The 19,174-nt window shown below is 47.6% G+C and carries 16 protein-coding genes and 1 other RNA gene; 13 read left to right on the top strand and 4 right to left on the bottom strand.

Annotation, left to right across the window (positions count from 1 at the left end; genetic code table 11):
- The first annotated feature begins 108 nt into the window (after nt 1–108).
- Nucleotides 109–3,099, top strand: a complete 2,991-nt coding sequence (locus FD960_RS06065) for a PD-(D/E)XK nuclease family protein (RefSeq protein WP_215297878.1) — start codon at nt 109–111, stop codon at nt 3,097–3,099.
- A complete protein-coding gene (locus FD960_RS06060) occupies nt 3,096–6,644 on the top strand; it encodes an exodeoxyribonuclease V subunit beta (protein WP_251369749.1) in 3,549 nt (1,182 codons plus the stop codon). Before FD960_RS06065 ends, FD960_RS06060 begins: the two co-directional genes overlap by 4 nt.
- 9 nt (nt 6,645–6,653) lie before the next feature.
- Here the strand turns inward: FD960_RS06060 and FD960_RS06055 are convergent, their stop codons facing one another.
- Together FD960_RS06055 and FD960_RS06050 are read right to left on the bottom strand one after the other, a co-directional pair.
- The gene (locus FD960_RS06055) at nt 6,654–7,001 is read right to left on the bottom strand and encodes a BrnA antitoxin family protein (protein WP_215297877.1); all 348 of its coding nucleotides are present in this window, start codon (nt 6,999–7,001) and stop codon (nt 6,654–6,656) included.
- Nucleotides 6,982–7,254, bottom strand: coding sequence for a BrnT family toxin (locus FD960_RS06050; RefSeq protein WP_215297876.1), 273 nt, complete (start codon nt 7,252–7,254; stop codon nt 6,982–6,984). Before FD960_RS06050 ends, FD960_RS06055 begins: the two co-directional genes overlap by 20 nt.
- A 194-nt stretch (nt 7,255–7,448) precedes the next feature.
- Here FD960_RS06050 and FD960_RS06045 point away from each other — a divergent pair, with 194 nt between their 5' ends.
- The 7 genes from FD960_RS06045 (at nt 7,449) to FD960_RS06020 (ending at nt 13,506) form a co-directional block, all read left to right on the top strand.
- Nucleotides 7,449–8,270 carry a tol-pal system YbgF family protein gene (locus FD960_RS06045; RefSeq protein ID WP_215297875.1) on the top strand — a complete coding sequence of 274 codons (822 nt, stop codon included), beginning with the start codon at nt 7,449–7,451 and terminating at the stop codon, nt 8,268–8,270.
- Between the two features lie 38 nt (nt 8,271–8,308).
- Nucleotides 8,309–8,809: a DUF1993 family protein gene (locus FD960_RS06040; protein ID WP_215297874.1), complete on the top strand. Its 501-nt coding sequence runs from the start codon at nt 8,309–8,311 to the stop codon at nt 8,807–8,809.
- A 202-nt stretch (nt 8,810–9,011) separates the two neighbouring features.
- Nucleotides 9,012–10,697: an amidohydrolase gene (locus tag FD960_RS06035; protein ID WP_215297873.1), complete on the top strand. Its 1,686-nt coding sequence runs from the start codon at nt 9,012–9,014 to the stop codon at nt 10,695–10,697.
- 125 nt (nt 10,698–10,822) lie between these two features.
- A complete protein-coding gene (locus tag FD960_RS06030; protein ID WP_215297872.1) occupies nt 10,823–11,320 on the top strand; it encodes a LexA family transcriptional regulator in 498 nt (165 codons plus the stop codon).
- A complete protein-coding gene (locus FD960_RS06025) occupies nt 11,317–12,615 on the top strand; it encodes a Y-family DNA polymerase (RefSeq protein ID WP_215297871.1) in 1,299 nt (432 codons plus the stop codon). The genes FD960_RS06030 and FD960_RS06025 overlap by 4 nt, the downstream gene beginning before the upstream one ends.
- Nucleotides 12,616–12,687: 72 nt before the next feature.
- A complete protein-coding gene (locus FD960_RS10515) occupies nt 12,688–12,819 on the top strand; it encodes a hypothetical protein (protein ID WP_256441640.1) in 132 nt (43 codons plus the stop codon).
- Nucleotides 12,820–13,077: 258 nt separating this feature from the next.
- Nucleotides 13,078–13,506, top strand: coding sequence for a hypothetical protein (locus FD960_RS06020; RefSeq protein ID WP_215297870.1), 429 nt, complete (start codon nt 13,078–13,080; stop codon nt 13,504–13,506).
- A 67-nt stretch (nt 13,507–13,573) separates the two neighbouring features.
- On the opposite strand, the gene FD960_RS06015 is transcribed toward FD960_RS06020, so the two are convergent.
- Both FD960_RS06015 and ffs read right to left on the bottom strand, forming a co-directional pair.
- Nucleotides 13,574–14,239, bottom strand: a complete 666-nt coding sequence (locus tag FD960_RS06015; protein ID WP_251369748.1) for a putative quorum-sensing-regulated virulence factor — start codon at nt 14,237–14,239, stop codon at nt 13,574–13,576.
- A 310-nt stretch (nt 14,240–14,549) separates the two neighbouring features.
- An RNA gene (ffs, locus tag FD960_RS06010) (signal recognition particle sRNA small type) lies at nt 14,550–14,647 on the bottom strand.
- Nucleotides 14,648–14,680: 33 nt separating this feature from the next.
- Here ffs and dnaX point away from each other — a divergent pair.
- The 4 genes from dnaX (at nt 14,681) to FD960_RS05990 (ending at nt 18,980) form a co-directional block, all read left to right on the top strand.
- Nucleotides 14,681–16,366, top strand: coding sequence for a DNA polymerase III subunit gamma/tau (gene dnaX / locus FD960_RS06005; protein ID WP_215297869.1), 1,686 nt, complete (start codon nt 14,681–14,683; stop codon nt 16,364–16,366).
- Nucleotides 16,367–16,405: 39 nt separating this feature from the next.
- Nucleotides 16,406–16,729 carry a YbaB/EbfC family nucleoid-associated protein gene (locus FD960_RS06000; RefSeq protein WP_046330302.1) on the top strand — a complete coding sequence of 108 codons (324 nt, stop codon included), beginning with the start codon at nt 16,406–16,408 and terminating at the stop codon, nt 16,727–16,729.
- Between the two features lie 13 nt (nt 16,730–16,742).
- A complete protein-coding gene (gene recR / locus FD960_RS05995; RefSeq protein WP_215297868.1) occupies nt 16,743–17,366 on the top strand; it encodes a recombination mediator RecR in 624 nt (207 codons plus the stop codon).
- 198 nt (nt 17,367–17,564) lie between these two features.
- Entirely contained in the window at nt 17,565–18,980 is a 1,416-nt protein-coding gene (locus FD960_RS05990) for a carbohydrate porin (RefSeq protein ID WP_215297867.1), read from the top strand.
- The last annotated feature ends 194 nt before the right edge of the window (nt 18,981–19,174 follow it).

Here is a 19,174-nt window from a genome sequence, read left to right as displayed (position 1 = left end):
TTTAGTTTTATATAGTGATTGCGTTACACCGCTTATATTAGCAATAAGCCACACTTTCTGCCCAAAACTCTTAAATTGACCCAAAACTAGAATCCCGCTCCACACTGAATGTCTCGCCCATTTCCGACCATTTCTGATCAACAGCAGCCTTACGCATGGACTATTGCGCCTAATGCTGGCGCCTTAAAGGAGCTCGCGGACGGTATTTGGAATTGTGCAGTGCAAACTAATCAACGCCCCTTGGTGGTGCTCAGTACTGCCGGCCCCTTGATGGGTGTCAGGGCGGCCTTAGAAAAGTATCGACCTAAAGGACTGAACCCCAAGATCGCTTTCTTACCTCAAGTCATGAGTTTCAATGATTGGTTAGAAGCCGCGCCGGGCGCTTGGAAGTTTCCTAAAAAACAATCCGACTTAGAGCGCTGGCTCTCGGTATACGCCACTCTCAGAAAGCACAAGGATCTACAAAGTTGGTTTAAAGCGGAAACTGAGGCAGGGGCATGGGGATTGGCGCAGGCCATTATTGCGGCATGCGATAGCTTGTCGAATACCATTGCACCAATTCTGCAGAAGGAGTTACATGGACTCATTAGCGAACAACAGGGTGAGGTTAATACGCAAGCCTGGATTGAAACGCTGCAGCCATTATTAGATCGTGCTGTTGCGCAGGCATACCCAAACCTAGCGCGCAAAGTGGTGGATCAAGAGGCGCAAGTACTGCTGACATTTTGGCGATACATCACGAGCGCAAGTGATCCCGCATTCAGAAAACAATTCGCAATGGCAGCCCATCTTGAGGCTGCTCAATATGGCTCAGAACCACGGCCGCTGATCTGGGTGGAGACAGCTGATCCAACACCAGTAGATAAAACACTAATTCAACATTACCTCTCAGATTACGCAAAGTATGCCCCTGCCATTGAAGTGACGATGAACTGGGAGTTAGTTGCGCTATGGAGTGAGGCGCTCAATACGAATGACGAGTCAATCACAGAAGCGCAAGTTCAGGCCACAGTTCAAGCAAATATTGCCAATGCGCATCCAGAACATTGGCGCTTGATTGCCGCTAAACGTTTTGAGGAGTTGGCATGGGCAACCGCCAAAACCATCGAGCAGCAACTGATTGATGGAAAAACTAATATCGCCTTGGTCGCGCAAGATCGCTTGGTGGCCAGAAGGGCGCGCGCATTACTAGGGCGCTTAGGTCCATCACTCAAGATCCAAGATGAAACAGGCTGGAAGCTCTCCACCACTAGAGCTGCAGCAGCGCTTAATAGTTGGCTGGAGTTATTGCGCTCATCCCCTGAAGGTCCAAGTGCGAACGACTTATTAGAGTTTTTGCAAAATCCATTTTTAGATATCGCTCAGTGCTTAAGTCAAGATAGCTCCGGCAGTCCCAGGGCGGCGGAGTCTCTCAATGGCTTGGTTGCAGAACTAGAAGATATCTTGATTGCTAGTCAGGCCAAGTCTGGTTGGGAAACTTTTCATATGGCCATTGAGGGGTCGGTTGCGCACGGCTCCGCGGCGCCTAATCCACTATTGCTTGAGTTGTTGCAGTGTGTTCGAGGCCGCTTAAATCGTTGGCGTGGCATCAAGATTGATTGCGCGCTTGCTTATCAATATCTGATAGAAGATTTGACATTCACTGGAATGTCGCAGGGCTTAGAAAAAGACTCTGCTGGTAAGCAATTACTTGAGCTCTTAGCAGCATTTGATTTTGATGAGGAGCATCAGCGTATTGTCATGCGCCTCAATGAGTGGCTGAGTTTGCTGAAGACGGTAGTCGAAGAAGCTTCTTATGAGGAGAAGGGCATCAATGCTCTAGCAACTTTAAGCATCCTGCCTTTAAGCTCTACGCGTTTTCGGGAGTTTGAGTCGGTAGTGGTTGTAGGGTGCGATGAGCAGCAGTTGCCAGCATTCTCAGAGCCGCCATTATTTTTCTCAGACGCATTGAGTCGCCTATTGGGCGGCTCGAGTATTGAAGCGCAATTTATTCAGCAGGCGCGAGACTTATCCCAGCTCTTGATTTCGTTTCCGCGCGTGGATTTATTGTGGCAAAGCAAGAGCAAAAGTGGCGAACCCTTGAGACCATCCGCATGGATTCAGCGTTTACAAATTGAGCTCCCACATTGGCAAGCCCAAAATGCTAATGCCTTATTTGAGCCTCGTAGTGCCGCTGCCGTACCTGCTCACATGTCAGTAGCTCGTTTGGATGCCGATTTACCCATGCCGCTTTCGATGAGCCCAAGCGCCTATAAAGCCTTGCGAGATTGCCCTTATCGATACTATGTCCGTAGCCTTTTAGGCCTACGAAAACTCAAAGGCTTTGAAGAAGGGTTTGATGCTTCTTTGGCTGGTCAGACTTTGCATAAGATCTTGCGTAATTTCTATCACGCGATGAAAAGTGAGGGGCAAAAATCCACTTCACCAGTCGTGACTAATATCGATATGCGTCGCAACTGGATGCATCAGCAGTTGGTCAATATTTCGGAGCAAGTGTTTAAACGTTTGATCGAGGGCGACGCCAGGGTCCTAGGCATCTTAAGAGATTGGCAAAAACAAATTCCGAGTTTTATTCAGTGGCAGTTAGATCGCGAGGCTCAAGGCTGGGATTTCCATGACGCGGAAGTCAAGGTGGGATTTGATTTGCCGTTTACTGATGCAGATGGTAATGAGCGTCATATTCGCATTGAGGGCTATGCCGATCGCTTTGATGTCAGCATGCAGGATGCCAAAACGGCTTCCGTGATTGACTACAAGAATCAATCTTTGACAAAGGTGGAGTGGCGTGCGGATGCGGTACTAGATGATCCCCAACTCCTCATTTATGCTCGAGCTTCTAACGAGAGTCAAAAAATACCCGGGCGCGTAGTACAGCAAGCCGAGTGGGTAGCCTTAAAGGCGGATATCAAAAAAGGTGGTGATGAGGCCGAGCGGGCAGTCGCTATTCAGGATATGCCAGATGCAATGACGCAATTCTCTGAGCAGATTACAGAGGATGTGGAATTGCTTTGGTCTGGCAAACCCCTCAAAGCATTTGCGCCTGATAGTGTTTGTCAGTATTGCGAAGCTAGAGGCATTTGCAGAAAGGGGATGTGGTGAGCGATATCCCTATTTCTGAAGGCAAACCGGTATTCCGAGTGGATATTGCTTGCGATCCGCAGCGCTCTGTCATTGTCTCGGCTTGTGCCGGCAGTGGGAAGACTTGGTTGCTGGTTGCACGGATGCTGCGCTTACTCTTGGCTGGCGCTAAGCCTCAGGAAATTCTCGCGCTGACTTTTACCCGTAAAGCCGCTCAAGAGATGCGTGATCGACTCTATCGATTGCTAGAAGAATTCTCTCAATGCAGTGATGAGCAGCTGGCTGATCATTTAACGGAGCGTGGTGTAAATAAGGCACAAGTAGAACAGTTACTCCCTGTAGCAAAATCCCTCTATGCAAAAGTGTTAGCAAGTCCACAAGGGATTGTGATTGACACCTTCCATGGCTGGTTTGGAAGATTGCTGGGCGCGGCTCCAGTTTCAGCCGGAATTCAACCGGGCTTCAGTCTGCGTGAAGATGCCAAGCGACTGCAAGAAGAATGCTTGGATGATTGGTGGGGTAATTTGCCACAAGGCATCGAGTCCCATTTTGATACGCTCTTGAAAAACCTAGGTGCTAGCGAGACACAGAAATTCTTGATGGGCAATTACAGTCTCTTTAAGCAAAGAGGTGCTTGGACTTTTTTCTCACAAGCGTGCAAAGCCAAGGGTATTGCACCGATTGAGCAATTTAAAAAATCACTAACCCGCTTAAATGCTGCCAATCCATTGGATGCGGTGTGGGGTGCCATGAACGCGGAAGCAGACCTGCGATTCTTGCAAAAGTGTTTTACGAACAGTAGTGCGACAGAGCAGGGCTATGCCCCTGCTATCAAAGCAGCGATGGAGGTCAAGGCTCGCGGTGGAGATGTGATGGAAATCGCATCTGTCTTGCAGTCGGTATTCCTGACGCAGGATGACACCAATAGAACGTCCAATGATAAAGCCGCTGGCGATTTGAAGAAATACCTCAAGAAGGAGGGTCTTTCTGATTGTGAACAAGAGCATGTTTCCTACAAGCAGGCATGGGCGAGCGCTTTTCTGGAATTCATCAGCTGGCAAAAAGAGCGGGAAGCTTATGCCTTAAATGAGGCTTGGTTTGCGATGAGCTCTGCCATGATGGAGCACGTGAGCGCCACAAAAGAGTCTATGCGGGTGCGTGACTTTGATGACCTCGAGATTGGTGTCAGTCAGTTAATGGCGGACTGCGCTAATGCATCCTACTTGCAAGCGCGATTGGATGCGAAGTACAAACATATCTTGGTGGATGAGTTCCAAGATACCAATCCCTTGCAATGGCAGATTCTGCGTGCATGGTTAGAAGGCTATGGTCAGGATGAGTCCAAGCCGACCGTCTTTATCGTGGGCGATCCCAAGCAATCGATTTATCGTTTCCGCCGTGCCGACCCACGTTTGTTTGATGATGCCGAGGCCTTCCTTGTTAAAGAGCTGCAAGCGGCATCTCTGAATCAAAATGCGACGCGTCGTAATGCGCCGCAAATTAATACGGCAGTAAATCGTGTATTTGATCGCGAGAGATTGCCTGAGACATATCAATTTACTGGACAGAACACCCTATGGAATGCGCCCGCTGGTGGTGATGCCCCATATCAGTTAGAAGGCGAAGCATATCTCTTGCCGCTCATCAAGCATGAAGCGGAAGAGTTGGAGCAAAGAGCAGGTAGTGCATTTGATCAAGCGATTGTGGATGCGCGGCAAACAGCTGATGTGACTCAACGCTATATCGAGGGTCAGCAGATCAGCGCGTTAATTCAGCATGTCATTGCAACTCGCCCGGTAGCCGATCGCGAGAACGGTAACGAAGTATGGCGCAAGGCGAGAGAGAGTGATTTCTTGCTGCTAGTGAAGCGTCGCAAGTATTTGCCGCAATTTGAGCGGGCCTTGCGTGAGGCGGGTCTGGCTTTTGAGAGCTCTCGTCTGGGCGGCTTGTTAAATACCTTGGAGATTGATGATCTGATCGCACTCCTATTGGTATTAGTAACGCCTCGCCATGACTTACCTTTGGCCCAAGTACTCAGAAGTCCTATTTTTGGATTTACCGAGCAGCAAATGCAAACCCTCGCGAAGGCGATGGCTTCAAATCAATATCGCTCATGGTGGGATGCCTTGCAAGATAGCCCTGATGCGAGCTTGATTCAGGCGGCGCGGTATTTAGAGCATTGGCGCATATTAGGTGAGCGTTTGCCAGTTCACGACTTGCTCGATCGCATCTATCAAGAGTGTGATCTGCGCATGAAGTACGCCAGTGCCTGCCAAGACATTGCGCGCGCCCAAGTGCTTGCCAATTTGGATGCTTTCTTGGAGTTGGCTTTGAATCAAGATGGAGGTCGTTATCCAAGTCTCGGTCGTTTCATAGAAGAAATTAATGCAATCCGACGCGGTGATGATGACGAAACCCCGGATGAAGGGGATGTCGAAGCAGAATCTGATTTAGTGGATGTAGATGAAGAGAGCGAGTTATCGGAAGAAGATAGAAACAAGCGTGTACGTCTCATGACAATTCATGGTGCGAAGGGTTTGGAGTCTCCCTTTGTGATCATGCTCGATGCCAATCATACCGAGGGTAAGGCTGATCACCGTGGCGTGTTATTGGATTGGCCTCCCGAGCATGAGAGTCCCACCCATTTATCGATGTATACCTCAGGCACCTTAACCAATCCTCGTAGTGAAGTGCGTGAACGTGAGCTCTTGATTGGTGCAAATGAAAACTGGAACTTGCTCTACGTCGCGATGACTAGAGCAAAGCAGGGGCTTTGGATAAGTGGCGTAGCAAAAGCACCCACCAGCAAAAATCCGACAGGCCTTGATGAAAAATCTTGGTATGGCAAAGCGACCTTGGGCGGGCTGCCGCTTCTAGAAGATCCATTCCTGGTAACCCAATCTACAAGCTGGCAAACTGGCGCCATCCAGACCATAGAGATAAATCAAACCCATTTCATGATGGAGGATTTTGAAGTTTCCTGGAATGCGGCAAAGATAAGTCATCAGCAACAACTACAAGATATTGAAAGTGGCCTCACGCTAGACGCATTCCAAGATGAAGAATCAAGCCAACAAGAGCGTAACTCTGACATTCTGGAAGAGGGCGTGCATTTCCATCGACTGCTGGAGTATCTTGCAATTCAAACGGGGCAAACAGGCAAAAAAAGTAAAACAAGCCAGACCATGAATGCCGATCAAGTAGCAGCTTGGCTGAAGATTGATCAAGAGCAAGCAGTCAAAGCACTACAACAAGCGCAAACCGTTTTAAATACCAATGCGCTCCAGCAATACCTCACGACCAATCAATGGGTGCAAGCTTGGAATGAGATTGATCTCATTAGTCAGGAGGGGAAGAGCTATCGCTTGGACCGTCTAGTGGAATTTGATGACCATCTAGCCATCATTGACTACAAGCTGACGATTCCCGAAAAAGGTAGTGAGGCGCACAATCAATATCGCGCGCAGCTAAATAACTACAAACAAGAGTTAGGCAGAATTCGGCCGGATAAACCAGCCAAGGCATTTCTGATCTCATCTAAAGGTGAGATTGAGGAGGTGATTTAAAGGATTTCCTTAGGCCGCAATTTTGAGCTTGTTCGAAATTAGATTGCCTTTGATGATCTTCTTTTCAACCGCTGATATTGATTTCGCTTCCTTTTTAATTTCACCCAATACTTGATTGATAAAGGTTTGCCATCCTTCGCCTTTGGATTTGTAGAAATCCAAAACATCTTTATCGATTCTCAGGGTAACTTGCTCTTTGGTTCCGCTGCCTAGCGGTCTGCCGCGTCCGCGTACTAGTGTAGGTTTGACTTTCTTCCACTCTTCATCGGTGAATAGAATGGAGTCCGGATCTTCCATGGCAGCTTTTGTAATTGCCGTATCTTCTGCGGCGCTATGTCTAATTAATTTTTTCTTCATAGATGCTCATCTCGCGGTTATTTGCTTTTCTTAGGCTGATAATTCTGATGCCGATTTTTAGTTCAACATAAACTACGCAGTACAAACGTTCCTTTATGAGGGCTAGCGCTACACGTCTTTCCTCACCATAATTTTTCCTAGCATCAATCCACTCTAAGGCTGTATCCCACTCAAGTAGCTTGGCTTCTGCAAGTGATAAACCATGTTTCTCAATATTTGAATTATTTTTAACCGAATCATAGGGTAATTTCATCGGAAATATTGTAGTTACGTTAAATCGTATCAGCAATGAATTTATATAGCTACAAAAATTAAGGGAATGATCACTTCGATCTGATAGTTAGCCTCTTGAAGTTCCTCAGAAAATCCCCATATAGCTAGGGAATAGCAAAAATCCCCAAACTAGGGATAATGGAATTCGCAAGAAACATCCTACAAGGAGTCATGATGAAAATGCGTCACGTAATGAATTTAGTAGTTAGCGTATTCGCAACGGCGGTACTGCTCACTAGCAATGTGGCATTTGCTGAAGCAACTCTGCCAGAGGTCTATCAAGCTGTGCAAGCCGGACAGATGGCTAAAGCTGATGCCATGATGAAAGAGGTTTTGCAAAACCATCCGAATAGCGCAAAAGCACATTATGTTGCTGCCGAGCTGTACCTCAAAGAAGGTAAGCTAGAGGTAGCGCGCAATCATTTCATCAAAGCGGAGAACCTTGCCCCAGGCTTGCCATTTGCTCAGCCTGAGTCTGTTCAAAAGTTACAAATGCAATTAGCTGGTGGAGCCGCTGCTCCCGTAGCCGGTAGCTCAACATCTATTTTTAGTAATCCACTCTTCTGGGGTTTGATTGCCATCTTGGTAGTGGGCATCATCATTGTGATGAAGCGTCGCCAGGCTGAGGCAGTCCAGGTCTACAACGCCCCGAGCGCTGGTTACCCTGGTACTCCAGGCGGACCCGCTGGCTATCCCGGCGGTCCTGGCTACCCTGGTACGCCAGTTGGTGGCGCAGGTGGTGGATTGATGGGTAGTTTGGCTACTGGTGCCGCATTGGGTGCTGGTATGTATGCTGGTCAAGCATTGGCAAGTCACCTGATGGGCGGTCACGAAAGTGGCAATCCCAATATGAACCCTAATATGAATCAAGTGGGCGGTCCAGCATCTTTAGATCCTAATTTTGGCGTGCAAGATGCTAGTTCTTGGGATGATGCCGGTGCAAGCTCAAGCTCATGGGATGACAGTGGTGGTGGCGATTTCATGAGTGATGTTTAATTCACTCACAATTAAGTAATTTATTTCAGAAAGTATTTATGGCCATTTCAATGTACCAAGCATCGATTCCACAATTGAAAAAGATGCTTGGCAATCTCTCTAGCCTTTTGACTAAGGCTGAAGAGCATGTTGCCGCCAAAGGTATTGATGGTGCTGTTTTGGTGGAGGGGCGCCTATTTCCGGATATGTTCCCTTTGGCCAAACAGGTGCAGATTGCTTGCGATCAAGTGAAGAATGGCATGGCACGTTTAGCTAGCATTGAGGCCCCCAAATTTGACGATAACGAAACTACTATTGCGCAGTTAAAAGAGCGCATTGCTAAAACGATTGCCTTTGTCGACACCATCAAACCCGAGCAAGTGAACGGCACGGAGGCCAAAGAGATTAAGTTTTCCGTCAAAGAGTGGAGCTTTGAGTTTGTCGGCGAGCAGTATGTGCTGACTTGGATTATTCCCAATTTCTACTTCCATGTCACTACGGCCTACAACATCTTGCGTCACAACGGCGTAGAAATTGGTAAAGCGGACTATCTCGGCTAATGGATCGCTTGCTTGAGATCATCGAAGTGGGGCATGCCTGGTTTTACCGGGCAAGCATCTATGCCTCGAATGCCTTCTTGGATGATCCAGCTATTCTGGCTTTTGCCTTTTGTTAGTAATAAACCAGTTACCACTTCAAGTGCATTGACCACCTTCGGGTGGTTTTTTGTTTCTCAGAATTTTTTCCTGTAAAAAGTAGGGTATGAAGACCTTTCCAAAAATGATCAGCAGTATTTTGATCTCTATTGCGACTACAGCTTTCGCTGGTTCAGCAACTCTGTATTACAACGGGGATATTGTGACAATGGAGGGTGATAGCCCTAAATATGTTGAGACCGTTCTAGTCAAGGATGACAAGATTGCCTTCGTGGGGACCATGAAAGACGCTCTAGTAGAAGTGGGTAGCAATGCCACTCTCTATGACTTAAAGGGTCATACTTTGTTGCCGGGATTTATTGATACCTGGGGGCATTTCGCTTTAATTGCCCAAGATACTTTTGGCGTCAATCTTGCCTATTTTTCTAAAAATCCTCCCAAGACGAAGTTGCAATTGCTTGAGAAGTTAAAAAATGAAACAAGACCATTTAATGGGTGGATCGTTGGCACGGGATATGCCGAAGCTGTATTAAGTGATGGCGCTATTAGCTTGGCGGAGTTGGATCAGACCTTTCCGGATACCCCTGTATTAATTGAAAACATTTCTACCTTAACCGGCATGGTCAATAGTGCAGGCCTGAAAAAATTGGGCATTACCACCAGCACTAAAGCAGTATCTGGTTTTATCCCAGTTAACCCCAAGACAGGGCAATTGACTGGCGAGTTAATTGGTATGCCTTATCTCACTGCCGTAGCAAAGGCTGTGGGTAAGTATTCTCAAGACCTCACGTTTGAGTCTTATCGCAAAGCTGAGAAGCTTTATGTGGCCAATGGTTTCACTACTGCGCAAAGCTATGAGGCGACATTGATGGATATGCGCAATATGCGTTTGGCGGTGGATCGAGGTGTGATCTCTATCGACCTCATTGCTTTGCCGACCTTTGATGTTGTCGACCAGCTATTGAATAACAATCCCAATTATCAATTTGGTATTTACAGCAAAGGCAATCGGGGCTTTAAGGTTGCCGGCATACAAGTGCCGACGGATGGCGCGCCACAACTGCGTTTGGCTTATTTCTCAAAACCATATCTCGATACCACGGGCTTTGCAAAAGATTGGCGTGGTTTTGCCTACTACCCACAGAGCTTAATTGATCAATACGCCAAGTTGGCTTATGAGAAGAATATTCAATACTTTGGCTATAGCAATGGCGATGCTGGTATCGATATGACGTTATTGGCTATTGATAAGGCAATGAAAGAAACTGGCGTGACAGAGGATCGTCGCACAGTAATTGCCCATTCATTCTTTGCGCGCGATGATCAGCTAGATGACTATAAAAAGAAAAACATCATGGCAGTCATGATGCCTAACGGTGCTTGGTTATATGGCGATGTTTATGACAAAACGCTGGGGGCGGAGAGGGCAAATAATCTGAGTCCTTTCAATAGCGCCAATGCAAAAGGGGTGGTAACTGCGCTGCACAATGACACGCCTTCATCCGGCCCTAATGTGCTCTTCTCGGTATGGAGTGCTGTCAATCGCCAAACCTTTTCTGGAAAAACTTTAGGCCCAGAGCAAAGAGTCGACCCTTATCTGGCGCTCAAAGGATTTACCAGTAACGCAGCCTATCTCTATAAAGAAGAGGGTAGTAAGGGCACGATTAGTGTTGGCAAGCTGGCTGATTTGGTGGAGTTGGATCAAAATCCCCTAAAGGCGGACCCAAAGAATATTAAAGATATTGGCGTTGTGCAGACCATTAAGGCCGGGGTTCCACTGCTCATTCACTAGAATGCTCAGTAGAAAAGCCAGTCAAAAGCTACTAAACCGCTTCTAAATGGGTCAAAAACCACGTTTTTGAAAAAATAAGCTGTGGGTCTTGAAATACTGTATGGATATACAGTATATTAGAACCCATGGCACTTATCGCACTTCCACAAAGCTCCTCAGAAAGCACTCTGACTCAGGCCCCACAGGCTTTGGCGACGAGCGACACCTACGAGTTCAAGCTTCTCAGTCACCGTATTTCAGCAGGATTTCCGAGTCCAGCGGCGGATTACGCTGAGGAAGGGCTCGATCTCAATAGCTATCTGATTCAAAACAAACCGGCCACCTTCATGTTCACCGTCAAGGGGGATTCAATGATGGGTGCGGGTATTTGTGACGGCGATAAGGTTGTCGTCGATAAAGCCCTCAAAGCAAAGCATAAAGACATCGTTGTCGCCGTAGTGGATGACGAGTACACCATTAAGCGCCTCTATCAATTGCGTGGCAAAACCGAGCTTCAGCCCGAGAACCCGAGTTACGAACCCATCACCTTTAACGAGAGCAGTCAGCTGCAGATCTGGGGTGTAGTGGTCGGGGTAGTGCGCAGATATAGCCACGCTAGCAGCAGAAACGGGAAGGCAATATGAATCAATCTGGCCAAACCAATCAGCTCTTTGCGCTGGTAGATGTGAACAACTTCTACGTTTCTTGCGAACGGGTATTTGCGCCCAAGTTAGAGGGCGTGCCGATGGTGGTGCTCTCCAATAACGATGGTTGCGCAGTGGCGCGCAGTGCGGAAGTAAAAGAGCTTGGCGTGAAGATGGCGACCCCCTGGTTTCAGATGCAAGATCTAGCTAAGAAGCATGGCATCCAGGCCTACTCATCAAACTACACCCTGTATGGGGATATGAGCAACAGGGTAGTTGAGGTCTTAAAAACCTTCACCCCGCATTTAGAGGTCTACAGCATTGACGAGAGTTTTCTCAGAATCGAGACTGTACTCAAGCAATACATCGATCCAGTAGAACTAGGTCAAACCATCAAGCAAACGATTAAAGACTCTACTGGCCTACCAGTGTGTGTAGGTGTTGGTGCCAGCAAGACCTTGGCTAAGTTGGCTAATCACCTAGCCAAAAAGCACAAACAGTTTGCAGGCGTATGCGATATCAGCGCTATGCCTAAAGAAGAGCTCTACCAGTGGATGACCGAAACACCAGTAGGGGAGGTGTGGGGTATCGGCAAGCAACTTAGCAAGAAACTCAAAGTACTACAGATCAATACTATTTTTGATTTGCTACAAACTTCACCGCAATCCATGCGCCAGCAATTTGGTGTTGTCATTGAACGTATTTGCTACGAGTTGCGCGGCGTATCTTGCCTAAGTCTGGAAGAAGTGGTGCCAGCTAAACAGCAGATCGTTTCCTCGCGTAGCTTTGGTAAACCAGTGACCTCCATGGAGCAGTTAGCAGAATCCGTTGCTACTCATATTGCAAGAGGTGCGGAGAAGCTCAGAGGTCAGCAATCCGTTACGGGCGCGCTCACGATCTTTATCCAAACCAATCCGCATAAGCCTGAGCCCCAATACCACCAGAGCGTCACCATTCCATTGGCTGATCCTAGTGATAACACCTTAACGCTAACAACTGCCGCACTCAAAGGCTTAAAGCAAATCTATCAAGCAGGCTTTAAGTACAAAAAAGCCGGAGTGATGTTCAGTCTCTTGGCAGATAAGCCCACAGTGCAGCAATCCCTTTTTGATGACATGGAAGTCAAAGGCAAGTCAGCTCATCTCATGAAAGCTATGGACTCGATTAACAATCGCTTTGGTAATGCCGTCATCAGAACCGCAGTATCTGGAACCACTCAAGACTGGAAGATGAGATCAGGCAACAGATCACCCAACTACACCACGCAGTGGGATGAATTACCCGTAGCGCGATAACAAATGAATGAATCAAAAGCAGCAAGCAAACACAGTAAATAACTTAGTCAGCAAGTAAACAAGGAGAAACACATGGACCTATTAAATAACTTCAACGGCATCTCACTCGCAGCCATCATGATTCTGTCTTACTGCGCGGTACTGAAAAGCACCAGGCGTAATGAGCAAACTAATACACGCGTATTTAGCCGCAAATATCAGTAGGCAGGCCTGAAGAGTGGATGAAAACAATAAGTAGCAAAGAAGCGCAGTAGAGGAAGTAAAAATATAAGCAGCAGGCCTAGAAGGGGAATAAGGAAATCACGGATTCCTTATTCCCTGTTGATGGGTGGAAAAGGATTGGGCTCGAGAGATCTCAATCCTTTTTATTTAGCACTCCTTTAGGGTGAAGATTATCAAAATCCTCTCTTTTGGAGTGGTACTAAAAATCAGGTCAGTTCAGTTGTTAGCAATCGTTACCCAATGTTTTATATAGGGGTAACAGAGGGTGGCCTACGTTCGGGGATATTTGATGCTGGCCGCTTAATTCATCATGCTCGAAAAATGCTGGCTATTAGAGAAAGTAGCACTAGTCATACCGGCGGCTGGTTGCGTCATGCTGTCGAGCGTTACGATGACAATGTGGCCGCACACGCGCTAGGAGCTAATGACCCTGAATTTTTTCACAACTTGCTAGGCGATATTTATATTGCCGTTGCACATCAAGGACATGATGCCTGGGCTCCTGCTAGTGTTGAGGGGACTGTTTTAGATTTTGTGGAGAGCGCGTTGAATGCTCGACATGGCAATATGCAGAAAATGAACACTGCTGGTCTGGGGCGGGACCCGGTTGATATTCAGCTCCCAGGAAATTTTGATCAAATTGTTGATGAATTCATCGCGATTAGATAGTTTTACTGAATTATAAAAAACCCACCATTCTTTTTAAAAAGTATGGTGTCTTCAGGCCAAATCTAAGTCAACCACCCAGGGCTTTGCGCAGATACTCTGACACATTGTCTTGACGCAGCATCCATTGCTTGTAATCACTAGGTACCTGGCTAATGAGTTCGCCTTTATGTTTGCCAAAGGGCATGATGGTCGGAATGCGTGCCTTCTCAGACATTTCCCATAGGGCATCCAAGGAAGCGGGTTGCAAGCGATCCAGAATCTGACCCAAAATCTTAGAGCAGATCCATACATCCGCTAATGCGCTATGCGCATCACGCAATTGTTCTCTAGCAGTAGCTCTTTCAAAGTGATAGAGCAAAGCGCTCTGTGTATGACTATCCAACTCAGGCCAAAGGCTGCGAGCCAGTGCAAGAGTGCAAATACGTTTCACATCTGGCTTACCAATAGCCTCCCAGTCAAAATCAACGCTATGGCCAATAATGTACTTGGTGCCACCAGGCAATCTAAAAGAGCTGCTAGCGGGGCAATTGACCAATTCCTCATCCATGATGTGATGGGTCGCTAAGGCGCCTAAGCTAATCGGCTTGCCAGGGTTGTAACGCTGAACCCAAGGATTGCCGACAGCAAGCGGATTGATAGAAGTCACATCCAAAGAGGCGGCCTCAATAATGACTGCATCGTTCTTATCGGTGGCTTCTACATCGAAAATGATGGCTTGGGGCATGGGCTTCATAACTGAAAAGGATTTGAATGGCTATTGTGCCTTGAAGTTTTGAGAATCTCACGATTCGTTAGCATTTTTCCTACGCAGGATTAATCTTCATGCACTGTTATTCATGTTTTTAAACCTCTACGCTGAACCCTTCAATCTGAGGAGGGTTTGGTTTGCGAGTTTATATAGAGTGTTCCCATAAGCATTTGCAGCTATTTCGAATCTCTTTGGATTCAAGAGTCATCCTAGTTTTGCTGATTATTTGGATGATTTGGGGGATCTTCAGGGTCTTAAAGATCCTGTAAATGGCGTAAATCTAGCTTTGGGGGAGGTGGACGAGCCCGACCCCCGGCACTGACAGAATTGGGTTTGGCTGCTTCGTTCCCGACCTGACCAGGTTATCCAAACCGCCATGCGGGGAGGCCCGTCCACTTACCATTTTAGCTTGTTAGAATGTAAGACATGACAGCATTGGCTTTAGCCCGTTCGTGGCGCCCTAAAACTTTCTCCCAATTGGTAGGACAAGACCATGTGGTTAAGGCATTAACCCATGCCTTAGATCAAGGCCGCCTACACCACGCTTGGCTCTTTACGGGCACCCGCGGGGTCGGAAAGACCACTATTGCTCGAATTATGGCCAAAGCCCTCAATTGCACCGGGGAAGATGGCCAGGGTCGTATGACCTCAGAGCCTTGTGGAAAATGCCCGGCTTGCATGGAAATCGATGCAGGCCGCTTTGTTGACTATATCGAGATGGATGCTGCCAGTAACCGTGGCGTCGATGAAATGGCTCAACTGCTTGAAAAAGCAGCCTATGCACCAAGCAATGCCCGTTACAAGGTTTACATGATTGACGAGGTGCACATGCTCACCAATCATGCCTTTAATGCCATGCTCAAGACGCTCGAAGAGCCGCCTGAACATGTGAAGTTCATACTTGCGACAACTGATCCGCAAAAGATTCCGGTAACGATTCTGTCGCGTTGCTTGCAGTTCAATCTCAAGCAAATGCCAGTACCGCTCATCGTTGAGCATCTAGAAAAAGTACTCGCAGCAGAAAAGGTTGATTGCGAAACCAATGCACTACGTGTGTTGGCAAAAGCAGCACAAGGCTCTATGCGTGATGCTTTGTCCTTGACCGATCAAGCCATCGCATATGCTGCTGGCAAAGTGTCGGAAGAAGCAGTGCGCGGCATGCTTGGCACGCTCGATGATGCTTATCTTATTCGGATTTTGGATTCACTCATTGCAAAAGATGGTGCGACATTACTCGCGATTGCCAATAAGATGGGTGAGCGCAGCATGTCTTTCTCATTAGCGCTGGCAGATCTATCCAGTCTCATTCAGAAGATCGCTGCAGCACAAATCGTCCCTGAATCTGTTTTAGAAGACTGGCCTGAAGCGGCGGACATTCGTCGCTTGGCTGGTGCACTCTCAAAAGAAGAGGCGCAACTCTTTTATCAAATCAGTATTACTAGCCGTCCCGATTTATCGCTTGCTCCTGACGAGCAAACTGGCTTTGCCATGACGCTTTTGCGCATGCTGGCCTTTCGTCCAGGAAATGACGGAGCGAGAGCGGGTGGCAATGGCGCGCCTCCAGTAGCGTCTGCACCTAGGGCTCCCGCTAATCAAACTGCTTCTCCAGCTGCTGCGCCGGTGCGCAGTGCGGCACCTGCATCTGCTGCTCCGGTCGCCACTCCAGCTTCAACCCCTGCAGCTCCTGCCGCCGCCCCATCAGCACCAGCGGCGTCTGCATCCGCGGCCGATCGTCCAGACTGGCATGCCTTGATGCGTCAATTGCCGGTGAAGGGTTTGGTTCAGCAGTTAGCGTTTCAGACAGAATTGCAAGATTGGGAAGATGCTCCCGCAGGTGTGCGCGCAACGGTTGTCACACCCATGCCGCAGCTCGCTTCAGAAGCTTCTGTTGTCCGTCTAGCTGATGCCTTGACTGCGCATTTTGGCAAGCCAGTCAAACTCATTATTGAAAAAGGTGAAGTTGAAGGCAAGACTGTGGCTAAGGTCGATGCGCAGATTCATCAAGAGAAAAGACAAAACGCAGAGCAGATGATTGCTCAAGATCCATTTATTCAGCAATTAGAAAAAGAGTTTGGCGCCAAAGTGGTTGGCGGCTCTGTTAAACCTCTTTAATTGCTAGATCAATCAATATAGATATAAGGAAATAAAGCGATGATGAAAGGTGGCCTTGCTGGTTTGATGAAACAAGCCCAGCAGATGCAAGAGAAGATGAAAGTGGCGCAGGAGCAGTTAGCTGCGCTTGAAGTGACTGGTCAAGCCGCAGGCGGACTCGTTAAAGTCACCATCTCTGGCAAACACGAAATGAAGCGCGTACAGATCGATCCAGGCGCAATGGATGATCGCGAAATGCTCGAGGACTTGTTGGTGACCGCCTATACAGAAGCATTCAAGCAAGTAGAGGCGGCAAGTTCACAAGTGATGTCTGGCGCAACGGCTGGCATGCCGATGCCTCCTGGTTTCAAACTACCGTTTTGATCGTTAAACACTAATGGCACGTCATGAAGCTCCGCAAGATGCTCTCGGTCGATTGATCGAAGCATTGCGGGTATTGCCAGGAGTAGGACCGAAGTCTGCGCAACGCATGGCTTTCTACTTGCTCCAGCATGATCGCAATGGTGCGGCAGTCTTAGCTCAATCATTGGGTGAGGCTGTAGAAACCGTTGGGCACTGCGCCCGCTGTAATACTTTCTCAGAAACCCAAATCTGCGGTACTTGCAATGATGATCGTCGTGACCCATCCTTGCTGTGCATTGTGGAGACGCCCGCTGACCAAGTGATGGTGGAGCAGACATTAAGTTTCAAAGGTAATTACTTTGTACTAATGGGGCGCATCTCGCCACTCGATGGCATGGGCCCCAATGAAATTCACTTCGATCGATTACTTAATCGCATTGAATCCCCTGATACCGGTGTGTCGGTAAGGGAAGTAGTTCTAGCAACTAATTTCACGAGTGAAGGTGAGGCAACCGCCCATTACATTGGTGAGGTGCTCAAAGCCAAAGGCATCAAAGTCACCAGAATCGCTAGAGGCATTCCGGTGGGTGGCGAGCTTGAGTATGTAGATGCCGGCACCTTAGCTAGAGCGCTGATGGATCGCCGTACTGTTGGCTGAGCACCACCTCCGCATCATTCCCGGCGTCAATCGTCACCAAATCGACATAAATTCTAGGTAAATTGCCTCTTTTTGGGGATAATTTGGCCTGCACCAATGTTGAGCTTCAATCTCACGCCGTGCCATCTGATTTGTCTTATTTGTTACCTCAGTAGATCCGGCTACTTGTCGAAGATGCTACTTACCGTGAAATTGTGAATGACCCGCAAGCTTTTACTCGCTCTCTTGTTAGGTTTTGTTGTCGCTTCTGCGTGCGCGCAGAGAGCGGGGTCGGGCGCTGACCAAATTGCAAGTTTTGCGGATAACCTTTCTTGGTTGCCAACCGAGGGGGAGCTATTTGGTTTGCCAGTAAACGTTCATGGCCAAACAACCTACATCAATCAGCGGTACAACCCATTCAATTCTCCTTACCAGGGACAAAATAGTCTGTCGCCCAATAAGTCGATGAGCTATACCTGGTCCGGCACGTTGTTCTTAGGCGCTCGTATTGCAGAAAATACAGATATTTATTTCAATCCCGAAGTAGTTTCTGGCGTTCCTTTCTCTGGCTTGACCGGACTGGGCGGCCCAACCAATGGTGAAGCAACTCGCGCGCAGGGTGCGCAAGCCCATTTTTATTCAGCGCGCGCTTTCTTGCGTCAAACGATTAATCAAGAGGGCGATAAGCTCGAACTAGAAAATGATGCGAATCAAATCACCCAAATACTGAGTAGCAATCGTTTTGTCATTACTGCTGGACAATTTTCTACTCTAGATATTTTTGACGACAGCAAGTACGCCAAAGACCCTCGTGTTCAGTTTATGAACTGGGGCAATATGACTTACCTGTCATATGACTATGCAGCTGATGCTCGTGGTTATAGCTGGGGCTTGGCGGGTGAGTGGTATCGCGATAACTGGGTATTTCGCGCTTCACGGATGCTTACTCCCAAAAGTCCAAATGGCCGAGATTTGAATTGGCAAATCTTTAATGCTTATGGTGATCAACTTGAAGTAGAGCGCCAGCATAATATTGGCGGCTTGCCAGGTAAGGTGAGCGTGCTCGGCTATCGCAATCGCATGGTAATGGCGCGTTTTACAGATGCAACGAATTACTTAATTGCCAATCAAGTGCAAGGCACTCAAGCTATTTTTAATGTGCGTAATTCCGCTCAAATTAAAACGGGTGTTGGTGTGAATGCGGAGCAAGCCCTGACCAAAGATATGGGCGTCTATATGAGGGCATTTACCTCAGATGGCCATACAGAAACTATGGCCTTTGCAGAGGCTGATAGTTCTTTGTCGGTTGGCATGGGTATCAATGGTGAGCGTTGGGGCAGGGCTAAAGACACCATTGGTGTGTCCGCAATGCTAAATGGCATTTCTTCAAATCGTAGAGCCTATTTGCAGGCGGGCGGTATTTCTAACTTTGTCGGTGACACTCCTTACCCCTATAACGGCCCTTCTCAAACCATTACTTATAAGCCAGAACAAATCAGCGAAATTTATTACAACGCCTTGGTGGTCCAGAATGTGCTGCTTGGCCTAAATTACCAGCACATCGTTAATCCAGCCTATAACGCTGCTCGTGGCCCTGTAAATGTCGTGTCTTTTAGGGTTCATGCTGAATTTTAGATGTCTTTTAGTGGTTTGATTTAATTATTGCCTTTAGAATCAATGGCTTAGAAATTCTCAATTAATAGACTTTTGGGTTTTCTCACCTATAATCTTTCAAACCCCCTATTAGTGCAGGGAAACCTGCATTTGGGGCTATAAAAACAGCATTAGTACAGATTTAGAGGCAGCCGATTTGATTCACGGCCAGAAAA

The organism is Polynucleobacter sp. AP-Nino-20-G2 (assembly GCF_018688235.1).
GTDB lineage: Bacteria > Pseudomonadota > Gammaproteobacteria > Burkholderiales > Burkholderiaceae > Polynucleobacter.
Note: the sequence above shows the minus strand (reverse complement) of the source record. Positions and strands in the feature narration are given on the sequence as shown.